Here is a 17,923-nt window from a genome sequence, read left to right as displayed (position 1 = left end):
ACCTTCTTTTCACGGCTGGTAAGACCCCGGTGCCAAACCTTTTGATTCATGAACCATTTTCCGTGCTGCGTCAAGGCTCAGAAAGACATAGAGGCCAAGTCGTCGTGGCTCCATTTTTTCTTTGACGAATCCAGCGGTGATTGTATAAAAGAGCATGTGCATTCGTCGTGGCCTAGACCGATGGAAACGGGGATGGGATCGCACGGCATGAAACACCACCTTCTGTGGCTCCTTCGAGAATTTCAAAAAGTTCTTGACGTCTCCTTAGACCTGAGTTATCTAGCCCCACCCTTTGAGGGGGCTCGGTTTTTACTGTAACCATGGAGGATTTTTATGGACGTGGCGTGCTGGGCCATCGCCGCTGCAGGGTTTCTACTGCTCGGCATGTTGTGCAAGCGTTCCGCCGACAGGTAAACGACCGCTGCTGGACTTTCATCGCATGGCTATGGTCTTGGACATTTTCTGGATCTGTCACAGGAGGTTCCCATGACGCGACAGTCTTCCCAAAGATGCGCTGTTTCGACGTCACAGCCCATTCCCAATCCCGTCAAGTGCAAAGAAGGCAAAGGACTGCGCAATTTTGACTGTCTGCACTACGACGACTGTTTGGATAAGGCCGCCAAGGGGATGTGGAGCGGCTTTACCTGCGAGAAGTGTGCATACTTTCAATAATTCCAAAAGCGCCGCGTAAAAAAACCCGCCTCAATGAGGGCGGGTTTTTTTAATGCACTTTTTCTTGCGCTCATATTGGAAAACAAAGATTTTTTAGGTTATCGTGCGCTTTGAGGTTATCGAGCCGCCATTGTTCAACCGACAAAGTGAGGAGCAGGCCATGAAGGTTCTGATTACAGGAGCTTCGGGCTTTGTGGGCACGCAACTGTGTGTTCGACTCGTTGAGCGCGGTCACCAGGTTACGGGCGTGGCCCAGCGGGCTCGACCGACTGCTACGCCTTCCCAAGTGCACTACATCGTGGCGGATACCACTCAACCAGGTTCGTGGCAGGAAGCCGTCGCGGATCAGGACGTGCTGATCAATCTCGCCGGGGCATCCATCTTTCGACGTTGGACGGCCAAAACCAAGGAAATCATTTATCAATCCCGCATTCTGACCACCCAGAACCTTGTTCACGCCATTCCCGAGGGGTCTTCTATGACGCTCTTGAGCACGTCCGCCGTGGGGTATTATGGCTCACGGGGCGATGCCAGTCTGACGGAAGAGGAACCCCACGGATCCGATTTTCTGGCTTCCGTGTGCGTGGACTGGGAAAGTGCCGCCATGAAAGCCCGCGCCAAAGGGGCGCGCGTCGTGTGCCCTCGGTTCGGCATAGTGCTGGGCAAAACGGGTGGAGCTTTAGGCCAGATGATTCCAGCATTCAAGCGGTTCGTGGGAGGTCCTTTGGGAAATGGGCGCCAATGGTTTTCCTGGATTCACATGGAAGACCTCATCGGCGCCATGCTGTTTGTCATGGAAAAACCGGCCATCGAGGGACCTGTGAATTTCTGCGCACCACATCCCGTGCGCAACGAAACGCTGGCCCAGGTGTTGGGAAAGCTACTCCGTCGGCCGAGCTTTCTTCGTACGCCCGCCTTTGTTCTCAAATTGGCGCTCGGAGAATTCGGCTCAGTGCTTCTCGAAGGCCAAAGGGTTTTCCCCGCCGTGTTGCTGCGCCACGGATACGTCTTTCGTTACCCGGAAATCGAGGCCGCTCTGCGGGAGATTCTCAAAGCCTGAGCGGCTTATGGGCCATCTTTCCGGTGGGCGCTGGGGGGAGCGGCGCCCGGCCCGATGCTCTTGGAGTAACCGCACGCTCCATGGCCTGCCGGCGATCTTCAGCACGGCGTGCGTCGCTTCTCCATTGGGCCTTCTTCGATAGCGTCCACGATCAAGCACCACAGCGCGGACATCTTAGAGAAAATGCGCCTGATAAGGCTTTCTCAGGAATCAGTCCGATACCTCATGAAAGGCTTAAACTTTCAACACCGCAGGAAGAGGGTGGCCGCAAAATGGAAGATGTTTTTCCTTTGTCCGCGGTCACGGTGTGCCTTGCACCTTTGCATGGACCAAGGTGCCTGCACCGAATGCCGGCTCTTTATGGGTGCACTATAAGCTGTGTTTGAGGTGGACGGCCAGCACGCCTTTCGGGCATCCCAACCCCAGTTCGCTTCGCTCCCACAAGGAACCAGTTATTGATGAATGTGTAATATAACGCGTATTTTTTCGTAACATATGGAGATCCCTTGCACACAACACTCTCGAATGTGCCTTCGACAAAACGGCGCTTTGGGCGGCACCCGGCACGGGAGCCATCATGGGAGGGGCGCTGAGGTTTTGAGGCTCAGGGATGGAGCTTGCCGACCTCGGCTTCCACGGCCCGCACTAGTTCTTGACTGCGAAGAAGTTGCACCATCGCCGCGATGTCCGGAGCCAGAACGCGATCCCTTTCCAGGTGCGGAATCTCGGAACGGATTCTTCTGTAGGCCGCAAGAGTCCCCACGCCGGGTCGCATGTTGGTGAAAAGATCCAAAGCTTGGGCGCCGCATAAAAGCTCTATGGCCAACACCGTTTCCACATTGCGCACCACATCGCGACATTTCCGTGCCGCAAACGTTCCCATGCTCACATGGTCTTCCTTGTTGGCGGACGTGGGAATGGAATCCACGGAGGCCGGATGGGCCAGAGTCTTGTTTTCCGAAACCAGCGCCGCCGCCGTGTACTGGGCGATCATCAACCCCGAATGGAGGCCTCCTTGAGAGACCAAAAAAGCGGGCAGGCCGCTCAGCTGCGGATTGACCAAGCGTTCGATGCGCCGTTCCGAGATGTCCGCCAATTCCGCCAAAGCAATGGCCAGAAAATCCATGGCTAAGGCCACCGGTTGGCCGTGAAAATTGCCCCCAAGAAGAAACTCTTCGCTGTCGGCGAAAAATCAATGGATTGTTCGTCGCCGCATTGATTTCTCGTTCAATGACCCGGCGGCAGTAGGCGATGGCATCCTGGGATGCCCCGTGCACCTGGGGAGAACACCGCAGGGTGTAGGCGTCTTGGACTCGAGAGCAGTCCTTGTGGGACGAGATGATGTCACTGCCGTGCGTGATGCGGCGCATATTGTGAGCCGCCTTGGCCTGGCCGGGGTGAGGCCGCACGCGATGGATGCGTGGGTCGAATTCCATGCGGCTGCCCATGAGCACCTCCAGGCTTATGGACGCAGCAATGTCAGCCGTCTTGGAAAGGTTTTCCGCATCATGAACCGCCAAAGCTCCCAAGGCGGTCATGAGTTGGGTGCCGTTGACCAGAGCCAGTCCCTCACCGGCCTCCAGTTCCAGCGGTTTCAAGCCCAACCGCCGCAGCGCCTCGGCTCCCGATATCCTTTCACCTCCATACAGGACTTCCCCCATTCCAATGAGCGGCAGCGCCATGTGGGCCATGGGAGCCAGATCTCCGCTCGCCCCAACGGAACCCTTCGCTGGAATGACGGGGAGAAGATCGACATTCAAAAAGTCCCGAAGCCGAACGGCCGTTTCCCATCGGATTCCGGAATGGCCGCGCGCAAGATCTTTCAGGCGTAACACCATCAGAGCCCGCACTTCTTCGGGAGCCAGTTCCGGCCCCACGCCCGCCGCATGGCTCATGAGTATGTTTCGCTGCAACGCGCGCACATCCGCTGCGGGAATCACTACATCACTCAAAGCCCCAAAACCCGTGGTCACGCCGTAAATCACACGGCCCTCGGCAACCCAGGAATCCACCAGAGCCCTGGCTTTGAGAAGGCGATGCCGTGCCGCTTCACTGAATTCCACCGACACCCGACGGCGCGCCACGGCCATCACCTGCTCCAGACTCATGCCCTCTTTGTCCAAAAAAATCGTCACGGCAAACCTTTCCCATCTCTTTGCGCTTTGACCATAGGATCACACGCTTCGTGGACCGCCCATTGCGCGCTTTGTGGCATGCCATGAGCCGACGGGGATTGTGCAGTTTTCAGAAGGCTCAGAACACCGCCATCCATGATGAGATGCACCAAATGATGCCCCACACAAAAGACCAAGGCTTCTCCGTATTGGGGAAATATCGCCGTTTGAATGAGCACGGAAAGGGGCAGGGTCTTTTGGCCTCCCATGAAGATCACGGCTTCGCGCCGGCCCACCGAAAGTCCGAGGGAGCGTGCCATGAGAAACCCGCCGGCGAGCAGACCCCCGTGCAAGACGACGGCCAAGGCCAGTACAAGAGGCATAAGGTTCAATCCTCGCAGGATCGTGTGCCGAGACCCACAGACTCCCAGCCAGACGATCATAATGACGAAAAAGGTATTAAGGGTTCCTGGGTGCGGACATCGCGTCCCCTCCATGAGGGACAGGAAAGGGCGCCTGAGGCTCATGCCCAGGGCCAGAGGCGTCAGCACCAAAAAGGTCAGGGTGACCATGAGTGCGCGTGTATCGAGAACCACGGTGGTGGATTCCATGGTTTGGCCCAAGAGAAACTCAAGGAGAAGGGGCGTGACCACAACCGACGCCACATTGGAAACAATGGTGATGAGGAGCGCCGTGGCTGTGTTGCCGCCGGCAGAGCCCGTCATAACCACGCCGCTGCTCAAGGTGGTGGGCATGCTGGCCACCAGAAAAAGTCCCGCGACAAGGCCCGGGCCCATGGGCCATTGCGCCAGAGCCAGAGCCCACAGAGGCGCAAGGATAAAAATGAGGAACAGGGCGCCGCCGATGGCCTTCAGGTCCATAAGGCCCTGCCACAGCGTTTCCTTTTTCAAGGTCAAGCCTGAAACGAAAAATATGGCGGCGATGATAGCATCCGGACCGTGATGAGCCTTCAGCCAAAGCCCCCACCGAACACTTATCTCGGCGTCATCCACCACAGTCAAGGCCGTAACCCCAATGAGACCTATCATAAAGCCGTGACGGTGCAGCAAGGCCGATAACGCTTTTCGTCGATCACTGGGACTCACCTGTTTCGCCCCCTTTTTTCCCAACGGCCATTCACTGCGCTCCGGTCTCCTCGCCTTCGAATCGACCATCTATAAGTCGAAGCATCATCAACAGTCCAGACTTGAATTTTGTGCTTTGTTTGAGTATGCAGGCGGAGTGTTGCATAAAGGCCCGCGACGTGAGAGTCGCACATCGCCAAGGGATGAGCCGGATAGCCCTGACCAGTGACCTCGACACCGCTCTCGTGACAACCACTCTGCATCCAGTTCCGTTTCGGCTCACCCCGCACAGCCCCCCCCGACGTTGATGATCCCATCTTCCCCACCAGATGGGGAGCAGTTTTTTCGGGGCGCGCCCCCCAACTTTGTGGCGCTTGCCCTGACAAGGAGTCTGTTCATGCGGTGTTTCGAGAGGAACGATGGTGTGGATTGTGATTTTCGTCCGGCTATGGGTTTTCACGGAGGGGTCGCCTCGGAACATTATCTGTCGGCGCAAGCGGCCATGGACGTGCTCAAAGCCGGCGGCAACGCCTTTGATGCCGCCGCGGCCGCCGTTTTTGTGGAAGCGTTGGTCAATCCGCACATGTTCACCCTGGGCGGCGAATGCCCCATGATCCTTTACGTCGCTCGAGACCGGTCAGTCACAGTGGTGAACGGCAACACGCAAGCCCCGGCGGCAGCTTCCCTAGAGGCCTATCGTGCTCGAGGCCTCACCTTGATTCCTTCGCAGGGCATGCCGGCAGCGGGGGTCCCGGCTGCCGTCGCTGCGCTTTTGGACATGCTGGAACGCCTAGGCACTCTGCCTCTGCAAGACGTCTTGGCTCCAGCCAGGGCCTTGGCTCAGGACGGCTTTCCCGTCCATGAGGGTCTTGTGCACATGCCCAAATTCGGCATTGCAGAAAATGCCGAACTTTTTCAAAAACAATGGCCTGCGTCAGCGGCCCTGTACCTGGACGGCAACGGCCATGAACCGGTTCCGGGATCGCGTCTGGTGAATGCCGCTTATGGGCGCTTACTGGATTATCTCATGGAAACCGCCCGGCGCTGCGGTGAGCATCGAGCGCAAGGGCTGCGTGCGGCGCGAGACGCTTTTTATAAAGGAGACGTTGCCTATGAGATCGACCGGTTCGTTCGCGAACGCGAGGGTTTTTTGGCGCGAACCGATCTGGAGACGTACCAAACACGGTTTGAACAACCCGTCAGCGTAGCTTTTCGAAACACTCGCGTCTTCAAATGCGGCCCGTGGTCTCAGGGCCCCGTGTTTCTCCAAATGCTTCGCTTGCTGGAAGGCTTCGATCTGGAATCCATGGCATGGGATGATCCCACCTATCTGCACCTCTGGCTGGAAACGGCCAAGTTGGCTTTTGCGGACCGCGAGCAATACTACGCCGATCCGTGTTTTGTGGATGTCCCTATGAATGCATTGCTCAGCCCATCCTACGCCGCCCTGCGACGCCCCCTTGTGGACCTTCATCGAGCCAGCCGGGCTCATCGGCCTGGGGATCCTCGACAAAACAAAGCCCTTCTCGCCTCCGAAGCCGTCTTTCGATGGGACAGCTGGGGCTACGGCACGGTGCATGTGGCCGTGGCCGATGCCTTGGGCAACATGGCCGCTTTGACACCCAGCGGCGGATGGATCTCTGGCAATGAAGTCATGCCCTTTGTGGGGTTTCCTCTGGGCACGCGCCTCCAAACCTTTTACCTAGATCCCGCTCATCCCAACGTCCTGCAGCCGGGCAAGCGCCCGAGAACCACTCTGACCCCGTCCCTTGCCTTTCGGGACGGCCGGCCCTGGATGGCCTTCGGCACCATGGGCGGGGATCAGCAGGATCAATGGACCCTGCAGTTTTTTCTGAACCGCGTGGTCTTCGGCATGGACATGGCCCAAGCCATCGAAGCTCCAAAGGTGTGTTCGGACCATTTCCCTGGCACCTTTCATCCGCATGACGCCTACCCGGCACGGGTGCGGGTGGAACGGCGCCTACCCGAAGCAACCCGACATGCCCTGACCTCCCTTGGCCATGATGTAGTGGTGGAGCCGCCCTGGAGCTTGAGCTTCCTGTGCGCGGTGTCCCGGGAAGGCGATGGGCTGTGTGTGGCGGGGGCCGATCCTCGAGGCCATCGCAGCTGTGTGTTTCCATCCTGTGCTCTGGCTTGGTGAGATCGGCATGACATGAAGGACGGAGGAAATTCTATGGAAAAGCTTCAAAAACTGTGCGACCGCCTCGATGTCCTCAATCGAATCGTCGGGCGCGGCATCTCCTGGGTGACGTTGCTCATGGTGGTCGTCGTGACCATGGACGTCATCATGCGCTACCTTTTCAAGACCACCTACGTCTTTGTGCAGGAACTGGAGTGGCACTTGTTCGGCGTCCTTTTTCTTGTGGGGGCCGGCTACACCCTGCTCTACGATGCCCATGTGCGCGTGGATGTCTTCTACCAACGGTTTTCCCCAAAGACCAAAGCTTGGATCGATTTCCTGGGTTGTCTGCTCTTCCTTTTTCCAGGCTGCTACCTCATCATTGCCACCTCCATGAACTTCGTGGCCAATTCCTGGACCATCGGCGAGGGTTCCCCCGATCCCGGTGGACTTCCGGCCCGCTATGTCATCAAGGCCATGATTCCCCTGGGATTTACTTTGGTGGCCATTCAAGGCATTCCCATGGCCTTGCGCAACCTCATGGTACTTTTAGGCTCGCCAACAACCTCCTCGAAAACTTCGAAAGGAGGGCACTGATGGAATCTCTTCCGGGACTGATGTTCCTCGCTCTGACCATTCTGCTCATGTTCGGATTCCCCGTCGCTTTTACCCTATTGGGAACGGCTTTGTTTTTCGGTCTGTACGGGTTCGGTTGGAATTTTTTTAATCTGCTTCCGCTGCGCATCTGGGGTGTCATCACCAACTTTACGCTCCTTGCCGTACCCCTCTTTGTTTTCATGGGCGTGATGCTGGAACGTTCCGGAATTGCCGAAGAGCTTCTGGAAACCATGGCTCTGCTTTTTGGAAGGATTCGAGGGGGTCTGGCCGTCTCCGTAGTGGTGGTGGGAGCGCTTCTCGGCGCATCGACGGGTATTGTGGGAGCCACCGTGGTGACCATGGGGCTGTTGAGTCTTCCCACCATGCTGCGGCGCGGCTATCAGCCGGAACTGGCCACAGGCACCATTTCCGCATCGGGGACCCTGGGACAGATCATTCCTCCAAGCATCGTGTTGGTCCTTCTCGGAGATATCATCGGTGTGTCCGTCGGTGATCTTTTTATCGCCGCTGTGGTTCCAGGTCTCGTGTTGGTGGTATTCTACATCCTTTATATCCTCATTGTGGCTCGAATCAAACCCACTTTGGCCCCCCTCATTCCCGTGGAGGAGTGGCGGGAGATTCTCACAGCCGGGCTTTTTCGACGCCTGGCCAGAGCCCTGGTACCGCCTCTGGTCCTTATGGTGAGCGTTCTTGGGTCCGTCTTTGCGGGCATTGCATCGCCCACGGAAGCCGCCGCCGTGGGTGCCTCAGGGGCCATGGTGCTGGCTGCCGCAAACCGCAAACTTTCCTTGGACATTCTGGTCCAAGTCATGCAAACCACCACGCGTCTTACCTGCATGGTGTTCATCATTTTGGTGGGTGCTGGGGCTTTCGGGCTCGTTTTTCGAGGATTAGGCGGAGATCACTGGGTCCGCAACATCCTCACCCATATTCCCTACGGCAAGTGGGGCGTGCTCTTCATTTGTATGAGCATCGTCTTTATCATCGGGTTTTTTTTGGACTTCATCGAGATCACGTTCATTCACATTCCCGTGCTCGCTCCCATCATGAAAGAACTGGGATTTGACCCTTTATGGTTTTCCATTCTCTTCGCCGTCAACCTTCAGACATCCTTCATGACGCCACCCTTTGGATTTTCCCTGTTTTACCTCAAAGGTGTGGCCCCTCCTGAAATCACCACCGGACACATTTATCGAGGCATCATCGCCTTCGTCCTTTTGCAACTTATGGGGCTGCTCACAGTGGCGCTTTATCCGCCCCTGGCCACATGGCTTCCTCGCGTGCTGCTGCACTGACAAAAAAGCGCGTGCAGGATCTTCCTGCCCGCGCTCACCACAACCACAGCGCCAGCGTGTGCCGACTTATCGCTACATTCTAGAGCGAATCGGCACGGCTGGTTCGCTCTTTATGCGCCGATCTTGGTGGCGATCAGATCATAATAGGCCTTTTCAGAGACGGTGCCCCAGGGGCCGAGTTTGGCCTTGAAGGCCTTAAAGGCTTCATGAACCTTGCGGGCCATAGGGTCCTTGTTGGCTTCTTCTTCGATGGTTTCATCAGCCAGCTTGCGCAATTCATCCAGCACCTGATCCGGGAAACGCACCAGTTGCACCTTGTGCTCCTTGACCAACGTTTCCAAGGCCGCTCCATTTTGCGCTTCAAACTCGCACAAGCTCCAAAGATTGGTTTCCATGGCCACGGCATCCAGAAGGGCCTGCAGATCCTTGGGCAGAGACTCGTAGGCCTTCTTATTGAAGATCACTTCCAGCGTGGTTCCCGGTTCATGCCAGCCTGGGTAATAGTAATATTTAGCCGCTTGATAAAAGCCCATGCGCAGGTCGTGGAGCGGGCCGACCCATTCCGTGGCGTCGATCACGCCACGCTCCAGCGACGTGTAAATTTCCCCGCCAGCCAACAGCACCACGGTACCGCCGGCCTTGGCCACCACTTTCCCGCCCAGGCCCGGAATGCGCATCTTCAAGCCCTTAAAATCACCGATGGTTTCGATCTTCCTGTTGAACCAACCACCCATTTGCACGCCCGTGTTACCCTGAGGCCTGGGCACGACGTTAAAGGGGGCATAGACTTCCTCCCAGAGCTGAAGGCCTCCCCCGGAATAAAACCAGGCGTTGATCCCTTGCGGGTTAAATCCAAAGGGAACGGCGGAAAACCATTGCGCGGCGGGACTCTTGCCAGCCCAGTAATAGGATGCGCTGCTGCCGCATTCCACCGTGCCTTGGGAAACGGCATCAAAGACGCCCAAGGGAGGAACCAGTTCGCCACCCGCATAGACCTGAATCTTCAGGCGCCCTTCACTGGCCTCTTCCACGCGCTTGGCAAAACGTTCCGCGCCGGTCTGCAACACGGGCATCTGCGGCGGCCACGTAGTCACCATGCGCCATTGATAGGTCTGCCCTTTGGGCCATACGTACGGGGCATTGATGGTCGCCGCCGCCACCGCCGCTGCCGATCCCAATCCTACCTTCTTGACGAACGATCTCCTGTCCATGCCATCCTCCTTTGTTCCGCTCGGATTCTTGTCCTGATGACCATCACGACCCCTTGCAACCGGGAAACTGTCGCAGGCCGGCGAGAAAGTCGCAGAGAAGGGGGAAAACCGAGAGAGTGGAGAAGGGAGCTTCGCCTGACACGCTCGCCATTTTCCTTTACCACAGACATCCTTTCATGCCAAATACTCTTCGATTCACCGAACCAAGCCAACCTTTCGACGACAGATTCAGGAGTGGCACTCTCCTGATGCATCTGGCGCTAAGATAAATCAAGGAGTTGTGCAGTCATGATTCGACTCGTGCTGTGGGGGCTGGCCGCATCGGCTTTCTTTAGCGCCACCTTTATTCTAAATCGGGCCATGAGTCTATCCGGGGGCCATTGGATGTGGTCGGCAGCCCTTCGGTATTTCCATATGCTCTGGATACTTGCCCTATGGCTCATCACTCGTCATGGATGGAAATACTTTACCGAGGTGCTCGGCATCTTTCGCACTCATGCACTCTTTTGGATCACGGCAGGAACCATCGGCTTCGGCGTCTTTTACGGCGCTCTGTGCTTTGCGGCCGATCACGCACCCGGATGGATCGTTGCGGCCACATGGCAGATCACCATTCTGGCCACGCCGCTCGTCCTCTGGGCGTTCAAGCGCCCCGTGCCCTATGTCGGTGTCCTGTACACAGGGGTGATCTTTCTAGGAATTGTACTCGTGCACGTGCAACAGGTGAATGAGGCGACACCGGTTCGGGAAGCCTTTCTGGGAGCCCTGTGTGTGGTGCTAGCGGCTTTTGCCTATCCCACCGGAAATCAAATGCTCAACGCGGCTCGTCACGGCGGCTTTGAAAAAATCCCTTTCGTGCCCCATGCGCACCTTCGCGATGCCCCCACATGCGTCCTTTTGATGACCTTGGGCTCCGTCCCCTTTTGGATCGTCTTGTGGGCCATGGTACGCCCAGATCCTCCCGACACATCCCAATGGTTGCAGACGGGTATTGTGGCCCTGTCTTCGGGTGTCGTGGCCACTTCCCTTTTCTACAAGGCCCGCAACGCCTCCCATGCGCCCCTGGCGATCGCTGCCGTGGATGCCACGCAGTCGGGAGAAGTCGTCTTTTCCCTTTTGGGCGAAATCCTCCTTTTGCACGGCGCCTGGCCCACACCCTGGGGCTGGGTAGGATTGACTTTCATCGTGGTCGGCCTTGTGGCTTACTGCCTGGGAAATCCTCAGACGGGGCTCGCACGCCGGCTTTTCAGCCGGGCTTCTCCCCTTGAGACAAGGCCACGAGGCCTTCCCGATCCTTGATGTGAATGGAGCGGCCCTGCATTTCGATGAGTCCGGCGGCTACCATTTTGGAAAAAATCCGAGACAGGGTTTCCGGAATGGTGCCCAGCACGGCCGCCAATTGGGTCTTGGACAGATCCAGATCCACGGTATCGGCGGCAGGGTTGCGTTCCCTCAAGTAGAGCAGGTATGAGGCGAGCCGTCCCGGAACCTCCTTGAGGGAAAGGCTTTCCACGAGGGCCGCGAAGTGCCGAAGCTTTCGGGAAAGCACCGCCAGCATGGCCAGTGCCAGGCCGCTGTCTTCTTGAAGGAGGCCTATGAAGGCATTCCTGGGAATAAACAAAGCCTTCACGTCCGTCAGGGCTTCGGCATGAGCGGGGTAGGCGCTGCCCGCAAACACTGGCACTTCCCCAAGAATGTTTCCGGCATCAAAGATATGGAGGATCTGTTCCCGGCCGTCAAAAGAAACCTTGTAAACTTTGACGCGGCCGCTGCAGACCACAAAAAACCCTTCGGCTTTCTCACCTTCGGCAAAAATAGCTTTCCCTTTGCGATAGAAACGCTCACTGCAAATGGCCCCAAGTTGTGCCAGTTGCTTTTGGGAGAGGTTATCAAACAAGAGCCCGTGGCTCAGGCATTCCACCGCGTCCGCAGAGGAACCCCTCTCCGCCGCACGCGTCATGGCCAGCCTCCCGGAAAGGCTTCGTCCAGTGAAGATGACAAAAACACAAAGACCCGGCGGACACTCTCAAGGCCGAGCATCCGTCAGGTCTTTATATCACAACCGCTTCCGAACGCCTTTACGAAAAGACAATGGACCTCACCCTTCGCGACGGCCTGCAGTGACGTCACAAATCGCTCAGCGACGCCGACCCTTGGCCATGCCGTGCTTTCACTACGGGACGCCCTGCGGCCACAGCCTCTTTCATGCCGTGGAACACGTCTTCGGCGGCTTTGCCGTTTCCCCTTTGCGAACGCCTTTGGCGGAGCCCCGTGCGCACGGCTTCGCCTTCCATGACGGAAATGCCCACGATACTTTGCAGTTCCGCCACGAACTGTTTCATGCGTTCCGCCTGATGCTGCAGTTCATTGGAAGCGGAGGCTGTTTCCTCGGCATGGGCGGCATTTTGCTGGACCACTTGATCCAATTGGGCCACGGCCTTGTTGATCTGTTCGATGCCTTCAGCCTGCTCCTGGCTTGCCGCCGCAATTTCCGCCACCAGATCCCCAATGCGCCGGCTTCCCCCTTCCACCCTGGTAAAGACGCCGTTGGCCCGCGCGACCATGGTGGAACATTCGCGAACCTTTTTCACCGTATCTTCAATAATTTCTGCCGTGCTGCGCGCCGCTTCGGCAGCCCTCATGGCCAGATTGCGCACCTCATCGGCCACCACCGCAAAGCCCGCTCCGGCCTCGCCGGCTCGAGCCGCCTCCACGGCCGCATTGAGGGCCAACAGGTTGGTCTGAAAAGCGATTTCATCAATGGTCTTGATGATCTTTTGCGTTTGTTCACTGGCCGCGGAAATCGCGTGAATGGCCTTCGTGAGATCGCTCATCGCCTCGGTAGCCTCTTCGATATCGTGAGCCGACTCTTTAACAATGCTGTGGGCCTGGCCGGCATTATCCGCGTTTTGTCGAGTCATGGAAGCCAGTTCTTCCAGCGCGGAGGAGGTTTCTTCAATGGAAGCCGCCTGCTGGGAGGCGCCATCGGCAAGGGATTGACCCGCCTGGGCCACTTGATCGGAGGCGGCCGCCACCTGTTCGGCACCTTCATGCAGGCCGCACACCACCCCATACACGGGCCGGGCCACCGATCGCACAATCCACCAGGTGGCCAAAAGCCCCAGCACCAACAAGACCCCGGCAATCCCTCCAAAATGGAGGCGAATCTGATTGGCCTGGGCCCGCACATCATCCACGTAAATGCCGCTGCCGATAATCCAGCCCCATGGCTGAAAGAGCTTCACGTAGGACACTTTGGGCACGGGCTTTTCCATTCCCGGCTTGGGCCATAGATAGTCCACGAAGCCGGCTCCCTTTTCACGGCACACTCTGACAAATTCCACGAAAAGATGCTTCCCATTGGGATCCTTAAAATCGCTGAGGTCCTTGCCGTCCAGTTCCGGTTTGATGGGATGCATAACCATGACCGGCTTGGCATCGTTGATCCAAAAATAGTCGTTTTCTCGATACCTCAACGTCCGGATCTGATCCAAAGCCTGCGCTTTAGCGGTGTCCTCGGTCAGGATGCCCTGCTGCGCCATCTTGGCGTATTTATCCAAGACCGAATAAGCCACCTCCACCACGTGCTTCGTCGCGGTTTTCTTCTCTTCCATAAGACGTGATTCCAAAGAAACGGAAATCCAGACCAACACGGCGGTAAAGGCCAAGACACCGCCAACGCCGAACACGGTGAGCCTTGTGGAAAATTTCCCTTTCTTTCGACCAAACCCTTTCATCACCATCCCTCCTCTGAAACGCCCCAAAAACATAAACTTCCCCTTGTCTATCTTTTCCTCGGAAAGATGGGATGAAAACTTAAGCAAAAGTGAGCACTTTTTTTCCTCAAGGACGCAGATGGGAAGGGAGATTTTCCCGATTCACGTCCTCTTCGGTGAATTTGGGCGTGTACGCCCGCACGGCATCGCGATAGCCGTCGCGCAGGCCGCGCCAGAAGTTTCTGGGCACCGGTCCTTGAGCAGCCAAGGCATCGCGAGTGGTTTCGGCATAGCGGCCCGCCGTGATGGATGGGTCTTTGGCCTTCCAGATCGGCGCATCTCGAAAGCCTCTAACATACCCCGCTCGGTAAGCATTGTTTTCGGCGCCGGCAGCGGGCGCCGAGAGGAACGCGCTCACAATCGTCAAGACCACGACGCTCAAAAAACAGCTCATCTGCTGTGCCTTCATAACGATCCCTCCATCCCAGTGCTCAAGGGCCGCTGCATTGCGCCACGGAGTGTGTATTGCCGGGACACCATTTTAAAGAGGTCGTTGTGTAACTATGCTATCGCGCCCAAAGCCCTGCAGTCTACCCACCTACGGCCACCAGGGCCGCCCCGGCAACCATAATGACCGACCCCGCAAGGCGCCAACTGACGTGTTCTTCCCGAAACAGCCACGCGCCGTAGAGCACTCCAAAAACGGCGCTCAACCTCTTGAGAGAAATCATATACGCGGCCTGGGTCATGGAAATGGCCCAGACGTGGAGCACCACGTGCAGATAGTAAAGGGCTCCCACAAGCAAACCTTTGGAGGCGTTGGACACCGTGAAAAAATGACGTGGCTGGGCGCGGCCGGTCAGGATCGCCCAGGTCACCAACAAAAAGTTTTGAAGGACAAAGAAAAAAACGCCGAAAAACATGGGAGAGGAGTGAAGGATGGCTTTTTTGCCGAGCACGGCGGAAAAGCTGTAAATCAAGGCCACCGTGATCATGGTGAGCGATCCCTTTTCTTTGGCGATGGATCGCAGGGGCTCCAGCAATCCGGCTTGTGCGGAAGGGGCGTTCAGTAAGTAGCCGCCACAGACGATGATAACGATGCCCAGCACGGCGATCCACGAGGCCGCCTCCTGCAAAACGGCGTACCCGGTGGCCAGCATGAACACGGGAGTCAGGGTCAGAAGGGGCAGTGTCAACGAGAGGGGCGAAAGGCGGATCGACTCCATGTAGAGCACGAAGCTGAGACAATTGATGGGAACGGAGAGGCCGAAACACCACCAGAACGTGATATCCAAGGTCGGAACCGGCACAAAGGGCAAGCTCGCCAGGAAAAGCGGCAGACTGAAACACAGAGGATAAAAAGCCATGGTGACGGCATCGCGATGGCCGAAAAACTTCTTCGTCCAGGCGTCGACGGAAGCGGCCGCCAAAGCGGTCAGGACAGACAGGGCCACCCACATGGTTTCATGGCACCAAAACGCGCAGGGCCACCGTCCTTGGCACTCCCTGTGGTGTCGGGTGCCATGCCCCCACGGCCGGGATAATGTCCTTTCGAAGCATCTCTCTTTCCCACAATAAAAACGGTGCATAAACGCTCATGAGTGACACCATAACAAAACCCTCAGCCCCGGAACCACCGAATGTTCCTGGCCTGAAAAATCCGAATGCCTACTTACACCTGGCTTGCCCTGTGGAAAGTTTCATCGCCCGGCAGCCCATTTTCGATCGAAGGCTTCAGGTCTATGGGTATGAGATTCTTTATCGGGCTGCTTGCCAGGACCAAGAAGCTGTTTTTCAAGACGGCGACCAGGCCTCTGTCAGTGTCATTCAAAACCTTTTCTTTACCATGGGCACGGAACTCTTTGCCGGAGGCCGGAAGGCTTTTGTCAACTTCACGCAAAACCTTTTGCTGCAGGACGCCCCCTATCTACTGCCCAAGGAATGGGCCGTCATTGAAATCCTTGAGAACGTGCAACCCATTCCGGCCGTTCATGAGGCCTGCCGCCGCCTGAAAGAACGCGGCTACCTGCTGGCCCTGGACGACGTGATCCTTTTGGAAGACTCCCACCGCACACTGCTGAACCTCGTGGATATCGTTAAGGTCGATTTTCGAGGCACTTCCGTCGATGTGCAGGAGCGCATCGCTCGAGACCTGGGCTCTCGCATCCCCCATCTTCTGGCCGAAAAGACCGAGACGCGCGAAGAGTTTCAGAAAGGGCTTCAAGCCGGCTATACCCTTTTTCAAGGGTATTTTTTCAGCCGACCCGTCATCATTGAACGCAAGGATGTGCCGGTCTTCAAGTTCCACGCACTCCAACTGATTGCCAATCTCAACCGGCCCGACCTGGACGTGGAATCGCTCCATAATGTGATCAAACGGGATCCCGCCCTCATTTACAAGCTGCTTCGCTACATCAATTCAGCATTCTTTGGACTGCGCCACAGGGTCACGTCCATTCGACACGCCCTGGCGCTGCTTGGGGAACGGGAGATCCGAAAGTGGGCCACTTTAAGCGTCTTTTCGCGCCTGACGGCCAAACAACCCAACGAGCTCATGAAGTTGTCTCTGATTCGAGCCCGGTTTCTGGAATTGCTGGCGGATCTTGTGAACATGGGCTCCCAGAAAGAGCAGCTGTTTCTCATGGGCATCTTTTCCGTGATGGACACCCTGCTGGGCCGTCCCATCGACGAAGCCCTTGAAGAAGTGCCGCTGGATGAGTCGATCAAAGCCGCCCTGCTGGGTACCATGAACCGGCACCGTGTCCTTTACGAAATCGTTCTCGGCTACGAACGGGCCAAGTGGGACACTCTTTCCCACATCGGTTCCAACCTGCACATCGAAGCGTCCGCCCTGACGGCCCGATACCTTCAAGCCGTCGAATGGGCAGAACACGTTTTTCGCGTGCAGTGAGCGGCCCGATCCACCCTATTCCGGCCGGTAAGCGCAGTATTCGATCCAGTTGTGGACTTCGGAGAGCAGCGATCGGTATTTTTCTCGGCCCTTACTGTACATGAGCGCATTTTCGATGGCGATGCCGCATTGTTCAGCCACAGCCATGGCGTATTCCACTTCGTATTTGTGAAAACGGCGCTTGTTTTCCGTAAAAATGCGCATACTGCCGATGACGCGATCCCGAATGACGATGGGAATCGCCAGAATCGATCCAATGCCCTCCATGGCCGCTTCCGCAGGGTATTGAACGCGCGGATCGTTTTGTACATCGTAGATCTGTACCGGTGTGCCCGACGTGGTTTCGGCGATGCTTCGGGCTGCGTCCACCGGCCCCTTTTCAAGGTACTTTTCACTCAGGCCATAGGCCGCCACCTGGTCCAGGCGCGATTTTTCCCTATCCAGCAGCAGCGTGCATCCCTTAGCCTGAAAGATCTTTGTCACTTCCTCTACAATTACTTGAAGCACCTTGCGGTATTCCAGAGTGGAGGTCACGGTTCGGCTGATGTTCATAAACCCTTGAAGGTAAGGATTTTTGAAAAGCCGCAACATGCCCACGCTCTCTTCATCGATGTCTTCGGCCACAAAGGCTTGGCGATGAAAGCATTCCAGCGATAAAGCCGTAAAAGGGCAGGCTTCCAGGTCCGAGACGTCTTTGAGATTGAGCGGGCAACACCCGTCTTGTTGGACCTTTCGAGCCAGGCGATCCACCACTAGATCGGCCACCTGCGGCTCCGTAAGGCTTTCCAAAAGCCCCTGCAGCACGAGGGTGAGCGCCCGTTGCACCTGAGGAGAGGTTTTCTTTTCCATGGTTTTTCCTTTCAATCCCAGTATGGATCGAAACCTTCAGAAGAGCACATGCACGGCTTGGCGTGCCAGATTCCAAAAGGCATGGGGCCAGACGCCCACCAGGGTCGTGAGAGCCCCTGCCCCCAGAAGAGCGCCCTTTTCCCCGACGGACAGCGCCGCCGCCATGGGACCCGAAAAGACTACGGCCGACTCTTCCCCAGGCCTGTAGATGGTCACCACAACGCGCAGGTAATAATAGGCGGCCATCACTGA

The 17,923-nt window shown here is 56.9% G+C and carries 15 protein-coding genes and 2 pseudogenes; 8 read left to right on the top strand and 9 right to left on the bottom strand.

Translation table 11 applies throughout. The annotated features are described in order from the left end of the window. The first annotated feature begins 48 nt into the window (after positions 1-48). From ACUVSA_RS11135 to ACUVSA_RS11125, 3 genes are all read left to right on the top strand, one after another. Positions 49-318 carry a hypothetical protein gene (locus ACUVSA_RS11135; RefSeq protein ID WP_445894868.1) on the top strand — a complete coding sequence of 90 codons (270 nt, stop codon included), beginning with the start codon at positions 49-51 and terminating at the stop codon, positions 316-318. Between the two features lie 168 nt (positions 319-486). Then, positions 487-672, top strand: coding sequence for a hypothetical protein (locus ACUVSA_RS11130; protein ID WP_445894867.1), 186 nt, complete (start codon positions 487-489; stop codon positions 670-672). Between the two features lie 160 nt (positions 673-832). Then, positions 833-1,732, top strand: a complete 900-nt coding sequence (locus tag ACUVSA_RS11125) for a TIGR01777 family oxidoreductase (protein ID WP_445894866.1) — start codon at positions 833-835, stop codon at positions 1,730-1,732. Between the two features lie 604 nt (positions 1,733-2,336). Here ACUVSA_RS11125 and hutH read toward each other — a convergent pair. Next, positions 2,337-3,840, bottom strand: a pseudogene (hutH, locus tag ACUVSA_RS11120) (histidine ammonia-lyase). A 23-nt stretch (positions 3,841-3,863) separates the two neighbouring features. After that, the gene (locus tag ACUVSA_RS11115) at positions 3,864-4,895 is read right to left on the bottom strand and encodes a bile acid:sodium symporter (RefSeq protein WP_445894865.1); all 1,032 of its coding nucleotides are present in this window, start codon (positions 4,893-4,895) and stop codon (positions 3,864-3,866) included. Positions 4,896-5,328: 433 nt separating this feature from the next. Between ACUVSA_RS11115 and ACUVSA_RS11110 the strand changes: the two genes are divergently transcribed. Genes ACUVSA_RS11110 through ACUVSA_RS11100 form a run of 3 tightly spaced genes read left to right on the top strand, consistent with a single transcriptional unit; the run spans position 5,329 to position 8,984 of the window. Beyond that, positions 5,329-7,092, top strand: a complete 1,764-nt coding sequence (locus tag ACUVSA_RS11110; RefSeq protein WP_445894864.1) for a gamma-glutamyltransferase family protein — start codon at positions 5,329-5,331, stop codon at positions 7,090-7,092. 33 nt (positions 7,093-7,125) lie between these two features. Next, positions 7,126-7,668, top strand: coding sequence for a TRAP transporter small permease subunit (locus ACUVSA_RS11105; protein ID WP_445890566.1), 543 nt, complete (start codon positions 7,126-7,128; stop codon positions 7,666-7,668). Further along, entirely contained in the window at positions 7,668-8,984 is a 1,317-nt protein-coding gene (locus ACUVSA_RS11100) for a TRAP transporter large permease (protein ID WP_445890565.1), read from the top strand. The genes ACUVSA_RS11105 and ACUVSA_RS11100 overlap by 1 nt, the downstream gene beginning before the upstream one ends. Positions 8,985-9,094: 110 nt before the next feature. Here ACUVSA_RS11100 and ACUVSA_RS11095 read toward each other — a convergent pair whose 3' ends face one another. Then, positions 9,095-10,195, bottom strand: coding sequence for a TRAP transporter substrate-binding protein (locus ACUVSA_RS11095; RefSeq protein WP_445890564.1), 1,101 nt, complete (start codon positions 10,193-10,195; stop codon positions 9,095-9,097). Positions 10,196-10,483: 288 nt separating this feature from the next. Between ACUVSA_RS11095 and ACUVSA_RS11090 the strand changes: the two genes are divergently transcribed. Continuing rightward, positions 10,484-11,494: a DMT family transporter gene (locus tag ACUVSA_RS11090; RefSeq protein WP_445890563.1), complete on the top strand. Its 1,011-nt coding sequence runs from the start codon at positions 10,484-10,486 to the stop codon at positions 11,492-11,494. On the opposite strand, the gene ACUVSA_RS11085 is transcribed toward ACUVSA_RS11090, so the two are convergent. The 4 genes from ACUVSA_RS11085 to ACUVSA_RS11070 form a co-directional block, all read right to left on the bottom strand. Then, positions 11,442-12,155, bottom strand: a complete 714-nt coding sequence (locus ACUVSA_RS11085) for a Crp/Fnr family transcriptional regulator (protein WP_445890562.1) — start codon at positions 12,153-12,155, stop codon at positions 11,442-11,444. The two genes, ACUVSA_RS11090 and ACUVSA_RS11085, sit on opposite strands and share 53 nt — an antisense overlap. Positions 12,156-12,321: 166 nt before the next feature. Beyond that, entirely contained in the window at positions 12,322-13,932 is a 1,611-nt protein-coding gene (locus ACUVSA_RS11080; RefSeq protein ID WP_445894863.1) for a cache domain-containing protein, read from the bottom strand. Positions 13,933-14,038: 106 nt separating this feature from the next. Continuing rightward, positions 14,039-14,380, bottom strand: a complete 342-nt coding sequence (locus ACUVSA_RS11075) for a hypothetical protein (RefSeq protein WP_445894862.1) — start codon at positions 14,378-14,380, stop codon at positions 14,039-14,041. Between the two features lie 121 nt (positions 14,381-14,501). Then, the gene (locus ACUVSA_RS11070; RefSeq protein WP_445894861.1) at positions 14,502-15,371 is read right to left on the bottom strand and encodes an EamA family transporter; all 870 of its coding nucleotides are present in this window, start codon (positions 15,369-15,371) and stop codon (positions 14,502-14,504) included. 230 nt (positions 15,372-15,601) lie between these two features. On the opposite strand from ACUVSA_RS11070, the gene ACUVSA_RS11065 reads away from it, so the two are divergent. Then, positions 15,602-16,822: an EAL and HDOD domain-containing protein gene (locus tag ACUVSA_RS11065; protein ID WP_445894860.1), complete on the top strand. Its 1,221-nt coding sequence runs from the start codon at positions 15,602-15,604 to the stop codon at positions 16,820-16,822. Positions 16,823-16,837: 15 nt separating this feature from the next. Here the strand turns inward: ACUVSA_RS11065 and ACUVSA_RS11060 are convergent, their stop codons facing one another. Continuing rightward, positions 16,838-17,671: a GAF domain-containing protein gene (locus tag ACUVSA_RS11060; RefSeq protein WP_445894859.1), complete on the bottom strand. Its 834-nt coding sequence runs from the start codon at positions 17,669-17,671 to the stop codon at positions 16,838-16,840. Positions 17,672-17,707: 36 nt separating this feature from the next. After that, positions 17,708-17,923, bottom strand: a pseudogene (locus tag ACUVSA_RS11055) (hypothetical protein); the annotation flags it as partial.

Source organism: Desulfosoma sp., assembly GCF_052743555.1.
This window is presented reverse-complemented; position numbering and strand designations above follow the sequence as displayed.